Origin of the sequence: Ramlibacter albus (assembly GCF_014297445.1) — a bacterium.
In the GTDB taxonomy this organism is placed as follows: domain Bacteria; phylum Pseudomonadota; class Gammaproteobacteria; order Burkholderiales; family Burkholderiaceae_C; genus Ramlibacter; species Ramlibacter albus.
Window position 1 is genome coordinate 127243 of record NZ_JACORU010000007.1, and the last position, 18323, is coordinate 145565.

The following is an 18323-nucleotide window of genomic DNA, read 5'->3' on the forward strand; positions in this document are numbered from 1 at the left end:
GCCCGCTTTTCCACAATCGGGCGACATGGCTATCGTGCAAGACCGCCCTCTCGCCACGTACGCGCAGCAGCTTGCGCGGCGCGAGCAGGAGCTGCGCGCCCTGCTCGCGGCCGCCAGCCAGCCCGGCGAGGCGAACCGCGACGTGCAGGACTTCAAGGACATGGCGGTGGAGGAGACACTCGTCGCCGTGGACGAAGCCAAGGCCGGGCAAGCCACGCGCGAACTCGGCCAGGTGCTCGCGGCACGCAGGCGCGTCCTCGACGGCACGTACGGCGAATGCATCGATTGCGGCGAAGAGATCGACCCGCGGCGCCTGGCCGCGCTGCCGGCCACACCCTACTGCACAGCCTGCCAGGCCCTCAACGAGGCCCGCAGCGCGACGCCCCCGCCCGCGTGCGGCCCCGGCGCCAGCGCGAGGTAAGACCCGGACTGCAACCCTAGCGGCGCCCGCTGACAGCGGGTGAACTCGGCCGACTCCACACTGCCGGGGTACTCCCGGGACGAATGTGGACACAGAGGTCGCGACAACAACGACAACGATCAGGCGGCGCCTGCCCATCGGTGCGGAACCTTCCGCGGCCGGGACTTCGTTTCGCGTGTGGGCGCCGGGTGCCAAGCGCATCGAGGCCGTGCTCGAACGCGGCGGCGTTTTCCCTCTCGAACGCGAAGCCGGCGGCTACCACTCGGGCTTCGCCCGCGGCGTGCGCGTGGGCGACCGCTACCGCCTGCGCATCGACGGCGGCGACGCGTTCGCGGACCCCGCGTCGCGGTACCAGCCCGAAGGGCCGCACGGTCCTTCCGAAGTGGTGGACCCCGCGGCCTTCCGCTGGACCGATGGCGACTGGCCCGGCCTGCACCGCGAAGGCCAGGTGCTCTACGAGCTGCACATCGGCACCTTCACGCACGAAGGCACGTACGCCGCGGCCGCGCGGCACCTGCGCGAGCTCAAGGAGCTGGGCATCACCTGCGTCGAGCTGATGCCGGTGAACGAATTCAACGGCCCTTTCGGCTGGGGCTACGACGGCGTGAACCTCTTCGCGCCCACGCGCCTGTACGGCACGCCCGACGAGCTGCGCGCGTTCATCGACCGCGCGCACGCGCTGGGCCTGGGCGTGATCCACGACGTGGTCTACAACCACTTCGGCCCCAGCGGCAACTACATGGCGCGCTTCTCGCCCTGGTACACGAGCAGCCGGCAGGCCAACGAATGGGGCGACGGCATCAACTTCGACGGCGAGCACAGCGCCCCCGTGCGCGAGTACGTCGCGTGCAACGCGGCGTACTGGATCGACGAGTTCCACTTCGACGGGCTGCGGCTGGACGCCACGCAATCGCTGCTGGACACGAGCAGCGAGCACATCGTGTCGCTGATCGCCCGGCGCGCGCGCGCCGCGGCCGGCAGGCGCGGCATCCTGCTCACGGGCGAGAACGAGCCGCAGCATGCCGAGCTCGTGCGCGACGCGGGGCTGGACGCGCTGTGGAACGACGACTTCCACCACAGCGCCACCGCCGCCGTGACCGGGCAGAGCGAGGCCTACTACTCCGAGACCCGCGGCACGCCGCAGGAACTGGTGTCCGCCGTGAAGTGGGGCTTCCTGTACCAGGGCCAGTGGTATGCGTGGCAGAAGCAGCGCCGCGGCACGCCGGCCTTCGACATCCCCGCGCCCGCCTTCGTCACCTTCATCCAGAACCACGACCAGGTCGCCAACAGCGCGTGCGGCGCCAGGCTGCATGAACTCACGTCGCCGGGCCGGCTGCGCGCGATCACGGCGCTCTGGCTGCTCGCGCCGGGCACGCCGATGTTCTTCCAGGGGCAGGAGTGGGCGGCGTCGGCGCCCTTCACCTACTTCGCCTCGCACGAGGACGACCTGAACGAGCTGGTTCGCAAGGGCCGCACCGAGTTCCTGCAGCAGTTCCCGAACATCGCGAGCGCGGACGGCGGCCCCCTCGTGGCAGCCCCGAGCGACCGCGCGGCCTTCGAGCGCTGCAAGCTCGACCACGCCGAGCGCGAGCGCGGCAGGCACGCGCAAGTGCTCGCCCTGCATCGCGACCTGCTCGCGCTGCGCCGCGACGACCCCGCGTTCTGCGCGCAGGACGCGACTCGCATCCACGGCGCGGTACTCGGCCCCGAGGCACTCGCGCTGCGCTGGCTCGGCGCGGAAGGCGGCGACCGCCTCGTCGTGATGAACCTCGGCACCACCCTGCCCTTGCTGCCGATGCCCGAACCGCTGCTTGCCCCGCCCGCGGGCTGCCGCTGGCGATTGCTCTGGCACACCGAAGCGCCGCGCTACGGCGGCTGCGGGATGGCGGAGATCGACACCGAAGCCTCCTGGCGCCTGCCCGCGCACTCGCTGGCAGTGCTGGCCCCGCAACCTTTCGAAGAAGAAGAGGACGATGACTGAACCCAACGCCCGCACCCTCAACACCGTCCCGTGGCCGGGCGACGCCGAACCGCCCGAGCGGCTGCTCACGCGCGAATGGCTCGTCACCAACGGGCTGGGCGGCTACGCCTCGCAATCCGTCGCCGGCACGAACACGCGCCGCTACCACGGCCTCCTCGTGGCTGCGCTGCCCACGCCGATCGGCCGCACCGTGATGCTGCGGCACCTGTCGGAGCTGCTGCGCCTGCCCGACGGGCGCTACGTGCGCCTCACCGGCGAGGAGCGCACGCACACCGAGGGCGACCTGCCGGAGATCCTCAGCGAGTTCCGCCTCGAGATGGGCCTGCCCGTGTGGCGCTACCAGGTCGGCGACACCGTGCTGGAAAAGCGCGTGCTGCTGCCCTATGGCCAGAACACGGTGCACGTGAGCTACCGCCTCGTGCAGGGCGACCACGTGCGCCTCGTGCTGCGCCCGCGGCTGAACTTCCGCGGCCACGAGGAACACGTGGCACAGGCGCCGGCCGAATACTACGTGGAGGCCTGCGGCCACCGCTACGAAGTGCACCTGCGCGAGCCGGGGCACCTGCCGCCGCTGCGGCTCTTCATGCACGGGCGCTCGCCGGAGCTGGTGCTCGACGGCGGGTCGATCTCGGAGTTCTTCTACCGCATCGAATGGTCGCGCGGCTACGACCACGTGGGCCCGGTGTGGAGCCCCGGCCGCTTCAACATCGAACTGCGCGGCGGCGAGGAGTGCACGCTGGTCGCTTCCACCGAGAGCTGGGACACGATCATGGCGCTGGCCCCGGCGCAGGCGCTGCACGCGGACTTCAACCGGCGCGAACGGCTGCTGGTGCAGGCGCATCCCGCTGCACGCACCGGCATGGCCGCGGAGCTGGTGCTGGCCGCCGACCAGTTCATCATCTCGCCCTTCAGCCGGCAAGCGGATGCGGCGCGCGCGCAGGCCGAAGGCGACCAGGCCCGCACGGTGATCGCCGGCTACCACTGGTTCACCGACTGGGGCCGCGACACGATGATCAGCCTCGAGGGCCTGACGCTCACCACCGGCCGCCATGCGGAGGCGGGCTACATCCTGCGCACCTTCCTGCACTACGTGAAGGACGGCCTCATCCCCAACATGTTCCCCGAGGGGAAGAACGAGGGGCTGTACCACACCGCGGACGCGACGCTGTGGTTCTTCCATGCGATGGACCGCTACGTGCAGGTGACGAACGACCGGCTCACCCTGCGCCACGCGCTGCCCACTTTCATGTCGATCGTGGAGCACCATTTGCGCGGCACGCGCTTCGGCATCGGCGTGGACCCGTCCGACGGCCTGCTGCGCCAGGGCGCCGAGGGCTACCAGCTCACGTGGATGGACGCGAAGGTGGACGGCTGGGTCGTCACGCCCCGGCGGGGCAAGGCGGTGGAGCTCAACGCCCTCTTCTACAACGCGCTGCGCCTCATGGAACGCTGGCTGCGCGAGGAAGGCGAGGAAGCGAATGCGCTGCAGATGGGCCAGCATGCGCGGCGCGTGCGCGACAGCTTCAACCGGCGCTTCTGGAACGCGCAGACGGGCGCGCTCTTCGACGTGGTCGACGGCGAACAGGGCGACGACCCCGCGATCCGCCCGAACATGCTCTTCTCCATTTCGCTGCCGCACCCGGTGCTCGAGCCCGCGCACTGGCACAGCGTGCTGGACGTCGCGATGCAGAAGCTCGTCACGCCCGTGGGCCTGCGCTCGCTGGCGCCGGGCCACCCCGACTACAAGCCGCGCTACGACGGCGACCTGCGCGCGCGCGACGCCGCGTACCACCAGGGCACCGTGTGGGGCTGGCTCGCCGGCCCGTTTGCGGACGCCTGGCTCAAGGTGCACCCGGAAGACGCGCGCGGCATCCGCCACCTGCTCGATGGCTTCACGGCGCACCTGCGCGAGGCGTGCATCGGCTCGATCAGCGAGATCTTCGACGCGGAGGAGCCGTACACGCCGCGCGGCTGCATCGCGCAGGCGTGGAGCGTGGCCGAGGTCCTGCGCGTGCTGGTGAAGGTGTCCGAGCGTTAGCCCGGCCGCAGCGGATGGCACGCACCTGACGCGGCGGCTTCCTACAGATGGGACGAGTCATGCACCGCTAGCCTGCGGCGATGGACCTTCTCGCCGACCAGCCTCCGGGTTTCCATGAAGTCCGCAACGCCTACACGGTCGCGCGGGAACTGCCGCTGTGGCGCGATGCGCCGGTCAAGGTCGGCGTGTGCCGCGGCGACGGCGAGCTGGTCGCCACCGGCATCTTCGGCGACCATCGCCAGGCCCGCCTGTTCACGATCCAGATGACCGCGCTGGGCTACGCCGAGTGCGAGGCCGCGCTCGGCTGCGACCGCGTGTACGTGCCCGAGCGCTGGGAGGCTCGCGGCATGGCTGTCGAGCAGGCGCTGGAGGCCGCTTGACGCGGGATTGCGGGTTCCCACGATCTCCGCTACAAACCCCCGGACGCCCTGAGGCGTGTTGTTGGGGGCGTCGTTGACGAAGTTGTTGTTGCGCTGGGCGGCCGCTGTCGCCCTGTTCCTGCTTGCGTGCGCGTGCCGCGCGCAGCCCGGCGTGCTCGTGCTCGGGCCCAGCGGGCAGGCGATCGAGCCGCAGGAGGTGTGGGCGTCCGTCGCCGACCGGAAGGTCACGATCGAGGACGCCGCGCGAGGCAAGCTGCCGCTGCGCCCCCAATCCATCCACACGGTTTTCGACCTGAACGCGTCCAACGCGTTGTGGGTGCAGTTGCGCGTGCAACCCACGGCTTCGCAGGCCTGGGTGCTGGAGCTGCCCATGCCCACGCTCGACCAGGTGACGCTGTGGCAGCGCGACGCCACCGGCCGCTGGGTGGCCGCGCGGACGGGCGACACGGTGCCGGTCTCGCAATGGCCGGAATCCGGGCGCTACCCTTTCTTCCGGCTCCAGTTGCCGCCGGGCCAGGTGACGGACCTGTTCGTGGAAGTGCGCTACCCGCTGCCCGTGTCGCTGCCGATGCGCGTGGTGACGACCAACAGCCACGACTACCGCACGCAACTCGAGTTCCTCGGCCTGGGCATGGCGCTCGGTGCGCTCGCGATGCTGCTGGCCATCGCGTGCTACCGCGCATGGCGATTGCGGGACGGCGCGTATGCGCTGTTCGCGGCGCATGCGCTGGTGAGTGCGCTGGCGGTCGCGGCCTTCACGGGCGTGGGCGGCCAGTGGCTCTGGCCGGGTGCGGGGGCGTGGATCGACGCGTCACCGGGCTGTCTCGCGATCCTCGGCGCGGGTTTTGCGCTGCTGATCGTCGAGCGGCTGGCCGCGTTCGACCGCAGGCATCGCCTGCTCGGGCTGGCCTTGCGCGCGGGAGGGCTCGCGGGGCCGGTGCTTGCGATCGCGTACCTCTTCACGGAGCGCCGTGCAGGCGTCGTGGCGCTGGGTGCGTATGTGCTCGTCGTGGCGCTCCTCGCGATCACGTCCGCCGCGCTCACCTGGCGCCGCGGCGACCCCGTGGGCCGCTGGATGGCGGCGGGCTCGGTGCCGCTCGCCGCGTCCGTGCTGCTGGCGATCGCGCGGGTCTACAACTGGATCGAAGCGTCGTGGGTCACCGAATACGCGGTGGTGATGGCGCTCACCCTGGACCTGCCGACGCTGCAGGCTGCCCTCAACAGCCGCTCGCGCGAGCGGCGCAGCGCGCAGCTGCGGCAACTCGCCTCGTCGAGCCAGGACGCATTGACCGGGTTGCTCAAGGCGGGCCCGTTCTTCGCGCGCTTGCGGCAGGCGATCGACCGCTTCGAGCGAACCGGCGAAAGCTCGGCGGTGGCGGTGATCGAGCTTGCGAACTACGCGCTCATCAAGCAGAACCTGGGCAACGAGGTGGCGGAGGAGTCGCTGCTTCGCGGCGTGATCCGGCTGCGCAAGATCGTGCGCGACGTCGACACCACCGGCCGCATCGGCGAGGCGCGCTTCGGGCTGGTGCTCGAAGGCATGCACTCGCGCGACGCCGTGCGGCAGGTGGCGACGCGGCTCATCGCGTGGGGACTGATGCCCGACGAGGAAAGCCCCGGCGCGCCGGTGCTGCAGTTCCACGTGTCGGCGCTGCTGGTGCCCGAGCTGCACGGCGCGGACCCCGTGGCAGCCCTGCTCGCCACGCTGCGCGCGATGTCACCCGGTACACGCAAGCCGTTTCGCTTTGCCGACCCGCACGGCACGCCGCCCGACTCCGTGGCGTCGGACGGGCTCGCGAGCGCGCCTGGGCCTGCGCCAGCAACCCAAAGCGTGTAAGGTACGCGGCTCGCCCGCGACACATGCCCTGGAGGTTCCATGCTCACGCTTTACTACGCCCCGAACACTTGCGCGCTCGCCGCGCACCTCGCGCTGGAACATGCCGGCGCCGACTACAAGGCCGTGCGGCTCGATTTCTCGAAGTCCGAACAACGCTCGCCCGAGTACCTGAAGGTCAACCCCAAGGGCCGCGTGCCGGCCCTCGTGAGCGAGCGCGGCGTGCTCACCGAGACGCCCGCGCTGCTGCAATTCATCGCGCAAAGCTTTCCCAAGGCACAACTCGCGCCGCTGGACGACCCCTGGGCGCTGGCCAAGGCCAACGAGTTCAACAGCTACCTGTGCTCCACGGTGCACGTGAACCACGCGCACAAGGGCCGCGGCTACCGCTGGTCCGACGACCCCGCGGCGCACGAGTCCATGAAGGCCAAGGTGGCGCAGAACATGGGCGACTGCTTCGAGCTGATCGAGCGCGAGATGGTGCGCGGGCACTGGGTGCTGGGCGAGAAGCTGTCGATCTGCGACTTCTACCTCTTCACCATCGTGCAGTGGCTGCCGGGCGACGGTGTGGACCCGTCGCGGTTTGCGAAGGTGTCGCAGCTCGCGCATGCGGTGCGCGAACTGCCGGCGACGCAGCGTGTGCTGGCCGCTTAAGCGGGCAAAGCTTCCAGGCGCTTTTGCGCCTCCCGTTTACCGAGCTTGCGCAACTCGGCAATCGCACCCATCTGCGACGCGCGCGGGCGCGCCTTGCCGGCCTCCCACTTGTAGATCGACTGGCCGGTGACGCCGACCAGCGCGCCGAAGGCTTCGGCGGACAAGCCCAGGCGCTTGCGGTGCGACGCCAGCCCCTTGGCGCTGAAGCGGCGCTGCTCCTGCGTCTCGGCCTCGTCGCCCTCGGCCGCCGCCGCGCGGCCACGCCGGGAACCGGCGGACTTGACCTGCCGTTGCAATGTCGAGATCTGCCGCTTGAGTTCCGCGATCTCGCTGCGGTAACGGGCCGTGGCTTTCTTCAGGCTCTCCGTTTCCGCGCGGACTTCCTTGCGAGCGAGGCGGGAGATCTCGGTTTTGAGGACGGATGCAATGTTGGGCATAAGGGGCCATTGTGCCCCGTTCAGCTGCCCCCGCCTCCAACTTTGTTGCCGGGCTTGTCCCGCGAACCCTCGCGCAGCTTGGCGCGGCTGCGCTCCCAGACCTTCAGCCGTGCGAGCGCGCTGGCCGCGCCGCTGCCGGTGTTGCCCGCGGGCTGCTCTTCGGGCAACACGGGCTTGCCCTCGGCAGGTGCGCAATCGGGCGGATCCACCGGGGCGTCGTCGGGCATCTTGGGGGTCACGAATGGAGACTAGCCCGTACCTGCGCCACGGCTGTAGGACACGGCCCAGCCGTGCCTGTAGGCCGAAGCTGGCTTTGCACCTTGCGCACTGCAAGTTGCACGCGGCTTGCTTAAACTGCCCGCGATGCGCAAACGCCCATTCCTCTTGCACACGCGCCTGCTGTTCTGGGCCGACGGGATGACGATCGCACCCTGGCTGGTGCTCGTGCACCCGCGGGCACGGGGCGACCGCGGCCTGATCGCGCACGAGAGCGTGCACTGCGAGCAGATGCGACGCACCGGTACGGTGAAGTTCTGGCTGCTGTACCTGCTCAGCCGCCGCTTCCGGCTCGCGTGCGAGGTCGAGGCCTACCGCGAGTCGCTGCGGCACCACGAGGGCGGGCTGCGTTACTTCGCGCGGCACCTGGCCGAGGGCTACTTCCTCGGCATCACGGCCGACGAGGCTGAACGGCTGCTCATCAACGGGGTGTAGGAGCGGGCGCACCCGCGGTTTGGCAGCACGGCAATTCCCTGCGCGGCCTCGCCGGCTTAACGTTGGCCTTGTCGGTAAACAGGAAAGGAATTGCCATGAACAAGGACCAGGTCAAGGGTTTGACGAAGGAAGCCACCGGCGAGGTGAAGGAGCAGGTGGGCAAGGCGCTGGGCGACACGGAGCTGCGCGTGAAGGGCCATGCGAAGGAATTCGAAGGCAAGGCGCAGAAGAAGCTGGGCGACATGAAGGAAGTCGCTCGCGAGGACATGGACGACATCGAGCGCAACCCGTCCAACAACCAGAGCTAGGCCATCGCGCAAGAAAAAAGCCGGCGTTTGCCGGCTTTTTTCTTTACGCGATCCCGATGTGTCGCGCCCGGTCGGCGAGCTCCTTCTGCTTCAGCAGGATGCGGGGCACGTCGGGGTGCAGCGGATCGATCTCGCGCAGGGCCCAGCGGTAGAACATCTGGGCGATGGTGAGGTGCAGCAGGTTGAGGATCTTCATCCCCCTTATCCTCGCGATTTCGCGAAAAAGCCCTGTAAGGCTTCCCCGCCTGCACAAGTCGGACAAGGGAGGATGCCGGCTCAGCCGTGCTGCTTGCGGTAGCTTTCGATACCGTCCAGCACTTCCTTCTTGGCCGATTCCGGCCCTTCCCAGCCCAGCACCTTGACCCACTTGCCGGGCTCGAGGTCCTTGTAGTGCTCGAAGAAGTGCGCGATGGTCTTCAGGCGCAGCGGGTTCAGGTCCTCGGGCTTCTGCCACTGCGTGTAGATCGAGAGGATCTTGTCCGTGGGCACCGCGAGCACCTTCGCGTCGTCGCCCGCCTCGTCCTGCATCTTCAGGATGCCGATGGGGCGGCACGGCACCACCACGCCGGGGATCAGCGGCACGGGCGTGATCACCAGCACGTCGACCGGGTCGCCGTCACCGCTGATCGTCTTGGGCACGTAGCCGTAGTTCGTGGGGTAGTGCATCGACGTGGACATGAAGCGGTCCACGAAGATGGCGCCGGTTTCCTTGTCCACCTCGTACTTCACGGGGTCGGCATTCATCGGGATCTCGATGATCACGTTGAAGGAGTCGGGCACGTTCTTGCCGGGGGTGACTTGGTCGAGGGACATGGTTTTTCCGCGGGTTTTCTGCGAGTGATATGACTAGGGACAAACCCTGATTCTAGTTTCGCTCCCTGTGCTTGCCCGTGGCTGACGTATATTCCGGCGGTTGGCCAATCGCCTCCGCATTTCGGATGGGACGAGGAAGCAACGCAGCGGGGGCACCGCGGCGTTGGCGCCCCCACCAAGCGAAACATAGGAGAAGAGAGATATGACCAGCAATTCGGCGCTGATCCTGGCGCTTGTCTGCGGCCTCGCGGCCGTGGCCTACGGCCTCTGGGCGAGAGGGTGGATCCTTTCGCAGGACGCCGGCAACGCACGCATGCAGGAGATCGCGGCCGCCATCCAGGCGGGCGCCGCGGCCTACCTCGCGCGGCAATACCGCACCATCGCGATCGTCGGCGTGATCCTCGCCGTCCTGATCGGTGCCTTCCTCGACCTGCAGACCGCCGTCGGCTTCATCATCGGCGCGGTGCTGTCCGGGGCCTGCGGCTTCATCGGCATGAACGTCTCCGTGCGCGCCAACGTGCGCACCGCGCAGGCGGCCACGCGCGGCATCGGCCCGGCGCTGGACGTCGCCTTCCGCGGCGGCGCCATCACCGGCATGCTGGTGGTGGGGCTGGGCCTGATCGGCGTCACCGCGTTCTGCTGGTTCCTCATGGGCAACGGCAACCTCACGCCGGACCGCAAGCTTGCCGCCATCCTCACGCCCCTGATCGGCCTGGCCTTCGGCGCTTCGCTGATCTCCATCTTCGCGCGTCTTGGCGGCGGCATCTTCACCAAGGGCGCCGACGTCGGCGCGGACCTCGTGGGCAAGGTCGAAGCCGGCATCCCGGAAGATGACCCCCGCAACCCCGCCGTGATCGCGGACAACGTGGGCGACAACGTGGGCGACTGCGCCGGCATGGCCGCCGACCTGTTCGAGACCTACGCCGTGACGCTGATCGCGACCATGGTGCTGGGCGCCCTGCTCGTGGCGTCCGCACCGGTCAACGCGGTGCTGTACCCGCTGGCGCTGGGCGGCGTGTCGATCATCGCGTCGATCGTCGGCTGCTTCTTCGTGAAGGCCAAGACCGGCATGGTCAACGTGATGCCCGCGCTGTACAAGGGCCTGGCGGTGTCCGGCGTGCTCTCGCTCATCGCGTTCTATTTCGTGACGGCCTGGCTGATCCCCGACAACGCGGTTGCGGCATCGGGCAGCGTCATGCGCCTCTTCGGCGCGTGCGCCGTGGGCCTGATCCTCACCGGCGCGCTGGTGTGGATCACCGAGTTCTACACCGGCACCCAGTACTCGCCGGTGCGCCACATCGCGCAGGCGTCCACCACGGGCCACGGCACCAACATCATCGCCGGCCTGGGCGTCTCGATGCGCTCGACGGCGTGGCCGGTGATCTGCGTGTGCATCGCGATCTTCGTGGCTTACTGGCTCGCGGGCCTCTACGGCATCGCCATCGCGGCGACCTCGATGCTGAGCATGGCCGGCATCGTCGTTGCGCTCGACGCGTACGGCCCCATCACCGACAACGCCGGCGGCATCGCCGAGATGTCGGACCTGCCCTCCTCGGTGCGCGACATCACCGACCCGCTCGACGCCGTGGGCAACACGACCAAGGCCGTGACCAAGGGCTACGCCATCGGATCCGCCGGCCTCGCCGCGCTGGTGCTGTTCGCCGACTACACCCACAAGCTGGAAAGCTACGGGCAGCAGATCAGCTTCGACCTCTCCGACCCGATGGTGATCATTGGCCTGTTCATCGGCGGCCTGATCCCCTACCTGTTCGGCGCGATGGCGATGGAGGCCGTGGGCCGCGCCGCCGGCTCGGTGGTGGTGGAAGTGCGCCGCCAGTTCCGCGAGATCAAGGGGATCATGGAAGGCACGGCCAAGCCCCAGTACGACGTGGCGGTGGACATGCTGACCAAGGCGGCCATCAAGGAAATGATGGTGCCCTCGCTGCTGCCGGTGGTGGTGCCGATCCTGGTCGGCCTGCTGCTCGGCCCGCGCGCGCTCGGCGGCCTGCTCATGGGCACCATCGTCACGGGCCTGTTCGTCGCCATCTCGATGTGCACGGGCGGCGGCGCGTGGGACAACGCCAAGAAGTACATCGAGGACGGCAACCACGGCGGCAAGGGCTCGGAGGCGCACAAGGCCGCCGTGACCGGCGACACCGTGGGCGACCCCTACAAGGACACGGCCGGCCCGGCGGTGAACCCGCTGATCAAGATCATCAACATCGTGGCGCTGCTGATCGTGCCGCTGGTGGTGAAGTTCCACACCGGCGACAAGCCCGCGCCGACGGGGCACGAGGTGACCCCGCCGGCGGTGACGCAACCGGCAACGAAGTAAGAAAGGGCGCCTCGGCGCCCTTTTTCATTCCCCCGCGTGGGTGACGGAGCGGACCAGCTCGCTGGCCGGCTCCACCAGCTCCCTGAGCCGCCCCACCTTGTTCTCCTCGATGTACTGGAGAACGAGCTCGTTGATGCCGCCGACGATGGCCATGGCCATGTCGTGCGACAGCGGCGTCTTGCGCGGGTGGCCGCTGGGGCCGTTGACCACGCCGAGGATGAAGTCGGCGATCTCCTCGTTCACGCGGCGGCGCGCGGCGAGGCCTTCGGCGCCGAGCCCGAGGATCTCGATGAACAGCGTGCGCATCAGCACCGGGCTTTCGGCCATCGAGCCGAAGTAGGCCGTGAGCGCGGTCTCCACCTGGGTCTGCCACTCGTGCGAGGGGTCGATGGCCTCGCGCAGGGTCTTCAGGCCCTTGTGGCTGGACGCGACGTAAAGCGCGATCAGGCATTCGGCCTTGGTGTTGAAGTGTTCGTAGAACGTGCGGCGCGACACCGCCGCCTCGCGCACGATGTCCGCGATGGTGGTGTCCGGGTAGCCCTTGGCCGCCACCGCGTGGGCCATGCCTTCGAGAAGGCGCCGCCGGTGCTGGTGGACGCCGCTGTCCTGCTGTTCCTGTACGAGTTCAACCATTTGGCCTCAATTGTGACAAGGGGTGGCGCTTGACAGCATCCGGAATCGCCCCCATCATGCGGTACCGACAAGTACCACCCTCGAAAGTCACGATGACCGACCTCGTCGTCCGCCGCCTCCTCGTCGACATGGAAAAGCCGATCGAGCGCCACTGGTGCGCGGGCGATGCCTTCCGCACCGCCCTCTTCGATGCGCTGTCGATGAGTTTTCCCGTGGGCGAGCAGTTCTTCATCGACTCCGTGCGCAACGGCTTCAAGGCGCTTGCGCCCGACGAGCAGGAGCGTTTTCGCGCCGAGGTGCAGGGCTTCATCGGGCAGGAAGCAACGCATCGCCGCCTGCATTCGCTCTACAACGCCCACCTCCTGAAGCTCGGCCTGAAGAACGAGTGGGAGCCGCGCGCTCGCGAACGGCTGAAGATGATGGAAGGCCAGGACATCCGCCACTGGCTGGGGATCACGGCCGCCAACGAGCACTTCACGGCCATCCTCGCGGACTTCATGCTGAAGAACGCCGACCTGCTGGGCGACCGCGACGAGCGCCTGAAGACGCTGTGGCTGTGGCACAGCGCCGAAGAGTCGGAGCACAAAAGCACCGCGTTCGACCTGTACGAGGCGCTGGGCGGCAGCTACGAGTGGCGCGTGACGTGGATGAAGCGCATCACGACGATCTTCCTCATGGACACGCTGCGGCAGACGGTGCTGAACCTGAAGTCCGACGGCACGCTGTGGAAGTGGAGTACGTGGAAGAGTGCCGCGTCGTACCTCTTTGGCAAGCGCGGGCTGGTCACGCTCACGTACAAGCCGTGGCGCGAATACTTCCGGCGGGATTTCCATCCGCGGCAGCAGGATTCGACGGCATCGGAAAAGTGGCTCGCTGACAACAGTGAAGTGTTCACGCCGGTGGGGGCGCCTGCGTAGCGTCCCCTGCCGCGATGCGACAAAATCGCGGCATGCAGCTCCACTACATCGGCAACGCATCCGTCCGCTCCAACTCCGAGCGCACGATCCCCGTCATCGACCCTTCGGACGGCCAGGCCTACGACGAGATCCAGCGCGGCGACGCAGCCGACATCGACGTGGCCGTGCGGGCGGCGCGCGCGTGCTACGAGAACATCTGGAGCAAGCTGAGCGCCGCCGAGCGCGGGCGCTTGCTGATGCGCCTGTCGAACAAGATCGCCGAGCACGCCGAAGAGCTTGCCGCCATCGAACAGCGCGATTGCGGCAAGCCCACCAAGCAGGCCAAGGCCGATGCCGCCGCACTGGTGCGCTACTTCGAGTTCTACGCCGGCGCCTGCGACAAGCTGCATGGCGAAACCCTGCCCTACCAGGAGGGCTACACGGTGCTCACGTGGCGCGAGCCGCACGGCGTGACGGGCCACGTGATCCCGTGGAACTACCCGATGCAGATCTTCGGGCGCAGCGTCGGCGGCGCTCTCGCTGCGGGCAACGTGTGCGTGGTGAAGCCATCCGAGGACGCCTGCCTGTCGCTGATCCGCGTGGCGCAGCTCGCCGCCGAAGCGGGCTTTCCCGCGGGCGCGATCAACATCGTGACGGGCTACGGCCATGAAGTCGGCGACGCGCTCGCGCGCCACGAAGGCATCGACCACATCAGCTTCACCGGCAGCCCGCGCGTGGGCACGATCATCCAGCAGGTGGCGGCCGAGCGGCATTGTCCCGTGACGCTGGAGCTGGGGGGCAAGAGCCCGCAGATCATCTTCGCGGACGCGGACGTGGACCAGGCGCTGCCGGTGGTGATCAACGCGATCGTGCAGAACGCGGGGCAGACGTGCAGCGCGGGCTCGCGCCTGCTGGTGGAGCAATCGATCTACGAGAAGCTGCTCGACCGGCTCGGCGGCACCTTCGAGAACCTGCGCGTGGGTCCGGCGGCGATGGACCTCGACGTGGGTCCGCTGATCCGGCAGAGCCAGCAGCAGCGCGTGTGGGATTTCCTCTCCGATGCGCAGGTGGCGAACATCCCGATGGTGGCGCAGGGCCAGGTGGTGGATGAAGCTCCGGAGACCGGCTACTACCAGGCTCCCACCCTGCTGCGCGACGTGCCGGTGGACCACCGCCTTGCGCAGGAAGAAGTGTTCGGGCCCGTACTCGCCGCGATGAGCTTCAAGGACGAGGACCACGCCGTGCATCTGGCGAACGCCACGCACTTCGGTTTGGTCGCCGGCATATGGACGCGCGACGGCGCGCGGCAGCTGCGCATGGCCAAGCGCGTGAAGAGCGGGCAGGTGTTCATCAACAACTATGGCGCCGGCGGCGGCGTCGAGCTGCCGTTCGGCGGCATGAAGTCTTCAGGCTATGGGCGCGAGAAAGGCTTCGAGGCGCTCTACGGCTTCACCGTGCTGAAGACGGTGGCCATCAAGCACGGCTAGCCCTTGATGCGCGCGGTGTTCACCACCGCCTCCGCCATCGGCAGGATCCGCCCGAAGAAGTGCAGCTGCGGCGCCATGAACGTGGCCGCGTAGAGCTTCTCGTCCTTCACCGCGAGCCAGCCCACGCCGCGCAGCTGCAGGTCATCCCCGCGGCGGTTGAGCGCGAACTCGAAGCGCACCCCCTTCTCGCCCGCGAAAACCGTCGGCTCCACCTTCGTGATGCGAACGGCCCCGGCGTTGGCATAAAGCTGCTCGAACAGGTTCACCAACTTCTCGGAGCTCATGCCGGCACGGAAGGTCGGCACGCGCGGGTCCTTCTCGCCGTAGAAACGGAAGAACACCATCGGCTTTTCCACCAGCGGGTCGCCGCTCTTCACGCCGCCCCACAGGCGCAGCTGGTCCAGCGGCAGCCCTTCCTGCGTCCACGTGTCGTACGGCTCCGCGGACCACGGGTCGTTGATCTTGTTCCACGCTTCCGGCACGCGAACGGCGAGCCGGTCGTGCACCACCTGCTCGCCTTCCAACTTCGTCACCGTCGTGCACGCGGACAGCACCGCGATGAAGACGATGACCGCAACACGCTTGAGGAAATTCATGCCTTCATCTCCGCGATGTAGGTCTTGATCAGCGACGCATCCGGCGCATCGGGCGTCATCTCGAGGTACTTCTCGAAGGCGGGCACGGCGGACGCCTTGTCCGAACGCGCCTTGTGCACCAGGCCGAGCGAACGGAACGCCTCCGCGGGCGCCTTGATCACCATCGTGGCGCGCGTGAGGTCGTCCAGCGCCTTGGCCATGTCGTCCTTCTCCTCGCGCAGGCGATACACCTCGCCGCGCGCATAGAGCACTTCGACATCTTCCTTGTCGCGCGCGAGCATGCGGTCGAAGAGGATCAGGCTTTCCTCGTACTGCCCGCGCTTGATCTCGTCGCCGATCCAGTCGAAGCGCAGCGGCGCGATGGCCTTGCGGTACTCGGCGGCGTTGAGCGAGCCGCCCTTCTCGCCTGCGAGCTTGAGCAGGTCGTCGCGGCGATTGCCGGCCGGCGGGTGCGTGGCGAACATCGCGCTGCGATGGCCCACGTCGTCGCCGCCGGTCACTTTCAATTCGCCGAGCAGGTTCTCCCACACCTGCGCCGCCTGCCGGCCGTCGTAGCCGGCCTGCTGCATCAGCTTCATGCCGAGGCGGTCGGCTCGCGTCTCGTGCTCGCGCGAGAAGGCGAACATGCTCGCGATGATGCCGATCTGCCCGATCGTGCTGGCCACGCCGCCGATCATGCCCACCAGCGTCGCCAGCACCGCGCGGTCCTTGGCGGTGCGCAGCTGCTCCACCGAGTGCTTCTCGAGGTAGTGGCCCATCTCGTGGCCGAGAACGGCCGCCAGCTGCGCCTCGTTCTCGGCGCGCAGCAACAGGCCGCTCCACACCAGCATCATCCCGTTGGGCGCCATGGACGCGTTGAACTGCGGGATGCGCACGATGTGCACGCGGATGTCGGGGCAGTGGCCGTCCGCGAGGCCGCAGGTCAGGTCGGTGAGGTATTTCTTGAGCGGTTCGTCGCGGATCGCGAGCGGGCTGCGGCGGATGCGCGCCTCCTCGCGGTCCACCAGCGCCCACAGCCCGCCTTCGTCCGTGTCGGTCGCAGGGCGCGCAAAGCGCGGGGGCACCTTGAGCGTGCCGCCTTCGGTGAGGTTCTCCGCCATGGCCGGCAGGCCGAGCATCGAGGCCAGGCCGAGGCAGTGGCGGCAGGTCGAGCGCAGGAAACTGCGGCGTGCGTTCATTTGGCCACTCCCGGAAAGCCCTTGAGCAGGCTGTCGACGGTCTCCTCGGCGGGCTTGGCCTCGCGCAGGTCGCCGATGAAGCGTTGCAAATCGTTGAACCACACCACGCGGCCCGTCTTCAGGTCCACGAGGGATGCGTAGCCCACCTGCTCGCCGCCGAGGTTGATCGACCCGAGCAGGGCCATCGCCACGATGGCGGCCTTGCGCTCGCCGCTGGCGTAGCTGTCGCGGATCCAGGTGAAGAGCGCGTAGTCGGCGCCGGTCCTGTCCCGGATCGGTTTCACCGCTTCGCCCAGCGTCCAGTCGAGCTTGCCGTCCTTGGTGGGCAGCTTCGGCCCGTTGCCGGCGTGGTGGTAGAAGATCGACGAGGCCACGTTGCCGTGCAGCGCGAGGACCTGCGCGAAGTCGTCGACCTCGCGTTCGGACATCTCGACGACGTCACTGCCGAGCTTGGCCTTGCGCGCCATCAGGGCCGCCTTGAAGTGCTTCTGGGCGGCTTCGGTCCAGTCCGCGCGCGGCTCCTGCACGCCGCCGGCGCTGATCGAGAACAGCTCCATTTCGGCGGGCACGATCACGAGCTTCGACTGCGCGGGCAGCTGCTGGAAGCCGGGTGCGAGGTGGCGTGATTCCTCGGCCCGCGCTGCGCCCGTGGCGAGCGCGAGAGCCAGCGCGAAGGGAATGAAGTAATGTCTTCCTGCGGGCATGTGCAACTCCTGCCTCTGTGGCGCGGATTGTCCCGGCGGCGCGGGTGCCTTCCAAGGCTTGCAACCCCCACCCCGGGCAAAATGCCGAGGCTGAGCTTTTCTTCGCGAAAGCGTGCGCTGTTACCAACACCTTCGAGGAGCCGAAAAATGCGCGTGAAAGACAAGTCCATCATCGTCACCGGTTCGGGCGGCGGCATCGGCGAGGGCATCGCCCGGCGCCTGGCGGAAGAAGGCGCGCAGGTGATCGTGAACGACATCGACGCGGCGCGCGGCGAGAAGGTGGCGGCGGACATCGCGGCCAAGGGCGGCCGCGCCTCCTTCTTCGCGGCGGACGTGACGAAGTCGGCGGACATGAAGGCGCTGGTCGAAGCGGCCGTCAAGCGCCACGGCAAGCTGGACGCGATGGTCAACAACGCCGGCTGGACCCACCGCAACCGCCCCGCGCTGGAGGTGAGCGAGGAGGAGTTCGACCGCGTCTACGCGATCAACGTGAAGAGCATCTACCTCTCGACGATCCACGCGGTGCCCGCGTTCCGCGCCAACAAGGGCGGCGTGTTCATCAACATCGCTTCCACGGCGGGCATCCGGCCGCGGCCGGGGCTGACCTGGTACAACGGCTCGAAGGGCGCGGTGATCACCACCAGCAAGTCGCTCGCGGCCGAGCTGGGCCCGGACAACATCCGCGTCAACTGCATCAACCCGGTGTTCAACCCGGACACAGGCCTTTCCGCCGAGTTCGCGGGCGGGCCGGTGGACGAGGCCCGGCGTGCGAAGTTTCTCGCCACGATCCCGCTGGGCCGGTTTTCCACGGCGCTGGACGTCGCCAACGCCGCGCTTTACCTCGCCAGCGACGAAGCCGCCTTCATCTCGGGGGTATGCATCGAAGTGGACGGGGCGCGCTGCGTCTGACCGCACAA

General features: G+C 68.5%; 20 protein-coding genes. 12 read left to right on the plus strand and 8 right to left on the minus strand.

Going from position 1 to position 18323, the window contains the following annotated elements:
- Positions 1 to 25: 25 nt before the first annotated feature.
- The 6 genes from H8R02_RS18950 (at position 26) to H8R02_RS18975 (ending at position 7308) form a co-directional block, all read left to right on the plus strand.
- Positions 26 to 421, plus strand: coding sequence for a TraR/DksA family transcriptional regulator (locus H8R02_RS18950; protein ID WP_187083047.1), 396 nt, complete (start codon positions 26 to 28; stop codon positions 419 to 421).
- A gap of 175 nt (positions 422 to 596) precedes the next feature.
- On the plus strand, positions 597 to 2402 hold the full coding sequence (gene treZ / locus H8R02_RS18955) for a malto-oligosyltrehalose trehalohydrolase (protein ID WP_222622553.1): 1806 nt from the start codon (positions 597 to 599) through the stop codon (positions 2400 to 2402).
- A complete protein-coding gene (locus H8R02_RS18960; protein ID WP_187083049.1) occupies positions 2395 to 4440 on the plus strand; it encodes an amylo-alpha-1,6-glucosidase in 2046 nt (681 codons plus the stop codon). Before treZ ends, H8R02_RS18960 begins: the two co-directional genes overlap by 8 nt.
- Before the next feature lie 80 nt (positions 4441 to 4520).
- Positions 4521 to 4820 (plus strand): hypothetical protein, encoded by a 300-nt coding sequence (locus H8R02_RS18965; RefSeq protein WP_187083050.1) that lies wholly within the window; start codon positions 4521 to 4523, stop codon positions 4818 to 4820.
- 73 nt (positions 4821 to 4893) lie between these two features.
- The gene (locus H8R02_RS18970) at positions 4894 to 6657 is read left to right on the plus strand and encodes a sensor domain-containing diguanylate cyclase (protein WP_187083051.1); all 1764 of its coding nucleotides are present in this window, start codon (positions 4894 to 4896) and stop codon (positions 6655 to 6657) included.
- A 39-nt stretch (positions 6658 to 6696) separates the two neighbouring features.
- On the plus strand, positions 6697 to 7308 hold the full coding sequence (locus tag H8R02_RS18975; protein WP_187083052.1) for a glutathione S-transferase family protein: 612 nt from the start codon (positions 6697 to 6699) through the stop codon (positions 7306 to 7308).
- On the opposite strand, the gene H8R02_RS18980 is transcribed toward H8R02_RS18975, so the two are convergent.
- A complete protein-coding gene (locus tag H8R02_RS18980; RefSeq protein WP_187083053.1) occupies positions 7305 to 7745 on the minus strand; it encodes a helix-turn-helix domain-containing protein in 441 nt (146 codons plus the stop codon). The two genes, H8R02_RS18975 and H8R02_RS18980, sit on opposite strands and share 4 nt — an antisense overlap.
- Before the next feature lie 20 nt (positions 7746 to 7765).
- Positions 7766 to 7984 carry a hypothetical protein gene (locus H8R02_RS18985; protein WP_187083054.1) on the minus strand — a complete coding sequence of 73 codons (219 nt, stop codon included), beginning with the start codon at positions 7982 to 7984 and terminating at the stop codon, positions 7766 to 7768.
- A gap of 124 nt (positions 7985 to 8108) precedes the next feature.
- Between H8R02_RS18985 and H8R02_RS18990 the strand changes: the two genes are divergently transcribed.
- Both H8R02_RS18990 and H8R02_RS18995 read left to right on the plus strand, forming a co-directional pair.
- A complete protein-coding gene (locus H8R02_RS18990) occupies positions 8109 to 8456 on the plus strand; it encodes a hypothetical protein (protein WP_187083055.1) in 348 nt (115 codons plus the stop codon).
- 95 nt (positions 8457 to 8551) lie between these two features.
- On the plus strand, positions 8552 to 8764 hold the full coding sequence (locus H8R02_RS18995) for a CsbD family protein (RefSeq protein WP_187083056.1): 213 nt from the start codon (positions 8552 to 8554) through the stop codon (positions 8762 to 8764).
- Between the two features lie 43 nt (positions 8765 to 8807).
- On the opposite strand, the gene H8R02_RS19000 is transcribed toward H8R02_RS18995, so the two are convergent.
- Positions 8808 to 8960 carry a hypothetical protein gene (locus H8R02_RS19000; RefSeq protein ID WP_187083057.1) on the minus strand — a complete coding sequence of 51 codons (153 nt, stop codon included), beginning with the start codon at positions 8958 to 8960 and terminating at the stop codon, positions 8808 to 8810.
- 80 nt (positions 8961 to 9040) lie between these two features.
- Positions 9041 to 9577, minus strand: a complete 537-nt coding sequence (ppa, locus tag H8R02_RS19005) for an inorganic diphosphatase (protein WP_187083058.1) — start codon at positions 9575 to 9577, stop codon at positions 9041 to 9043.
- 202 nt (positions 9578 to 9779) lie between these two features.
- Here ppa and H8R02_RS19010 point away from each other — a divergent pair, with 202 nt between their 5' ends.
- On the plus strand, positions 9780 to 11912 hold the full coding sequence (locus H8R02_RS19010; protein WP_255429422.1) for a sodium-translocating pyrophosphatase: 2133 nt from the start codon (positions 9780 to 9782) through the stop codon (positions 11910 to 11912).
- A 24-nt stretch (positions 11913 to 11936) separates the two neighbouring features.
- Here H8R02_RS19010 and H8R02_RS19015 read toward each other — a convergent pair whose 3' ends face one another.
- Positions 11937 to 12545 carry a TetR/AcrR family transcriptional regulator gene (locus tag H8R02_RS19015; RefSeq protein WP_187083059.1) on the minus strand — a complete coding sequence of 203 codons (609 nt, stop codon included), beginning with the start codon at positions 12543 to 12545 and terminating at the stop codon, positions 11937 to 11939.
- 92 nt (positions 12546 to 12637) lie between these two features.
- On the opposite strand from H8R02_RS19015, the gene H8R02_RS19020 reads away from it, so the two are divergent.
- Complete coding sequence (locus tag H8R02_RS19020) at positions 12638 to 13462, plus strand: metal-dependent hydrolase (protein ID WP_187083060.1); 825 nt, start codon at positions 12638 to 12640, stop codon at positions 13460 to 13462.
- A gap of 32 nt (positions 13463 to 13494) precedes the next feature.
- The gene (locus tag H8R02_RS19025) at positions 13495 to 14928 is read left to right on the plus strand and encodes an aldehyde dehydrogenase family protein (RefSeq protein ID WP_187083061.1); all 1434 of its coding nucleotides are present in this window, start codon (positions 13495 to 13497) and stop codon (positions 14926 to 14928) included.
- On the opposite strand, the gene H8R02_RS19030 is transcribed toward H8R02_RS19025, so the two are convergent.
- The 3 genes from H8R02_RS19030 to H8R02_RS19040 are packed head-to-tail and all read right to left on the minus strand — an operon-like array spanning position 14925 to position 17406.
- Positions 14925 to 15524 carry a hypothetical protein gene (locus H8R02_RS19030; protein WP_187083062.1) on the minus strand — a complete coding sequence of 200 codons (600 nt, stop codon included), beginning with the start codon at positions 15522 to 15524 and terminating at the stop codon, positions 14925 to 14927. The genes H8R02_RS19025 and H8R02_RS19030 overlap by 4 nt on opposite strands.
- On the minus strand, positions 15521 to 16702 hold the full coding sequence (locus H8R02_RS19035) for a M48 family metallopeptidase (RefSeq protein WP_187083063.1): 1182 nt from the start codon (positions 16700 to 16702) through the stop codon (positions 15521 to 15523). The genes H8R02_RS19030 and H8R02_RS19035 overlap by 4 nt, the downstream gene beginning before the upstream one ends.
- Entirely contained in the window at positions 16699 to 17406 is a 708-nt protein-coding gene (locus H8R02_RS19040; RefSeq protein ID WP_187083064.1) for a hypothetical protein, read from the minus strand. Before H8R02_RS19040 ends, H8R02_RS19035 begins: the two co-directional genes overlap by 4 nt.
- Positions 17407 to 17553: 147 nt before the next feature.
- On the opposite strand from H8R02_RS19040, the gene H8R02_RS19045 reads away from it, so the two are divergent.
- Positions 17554 to 18315, plus strand: a complete 762-nt coding sequence (locus H8R02_RS19045) for an SDR family oxidoreductase (RefSeq protein WP_187083065.1) — start codon at positions 17554 to 17556, stop codon at positions 18313 to 18315.
- Positions 18316 to 18323 lie beyond the last annotated feature (8 nt).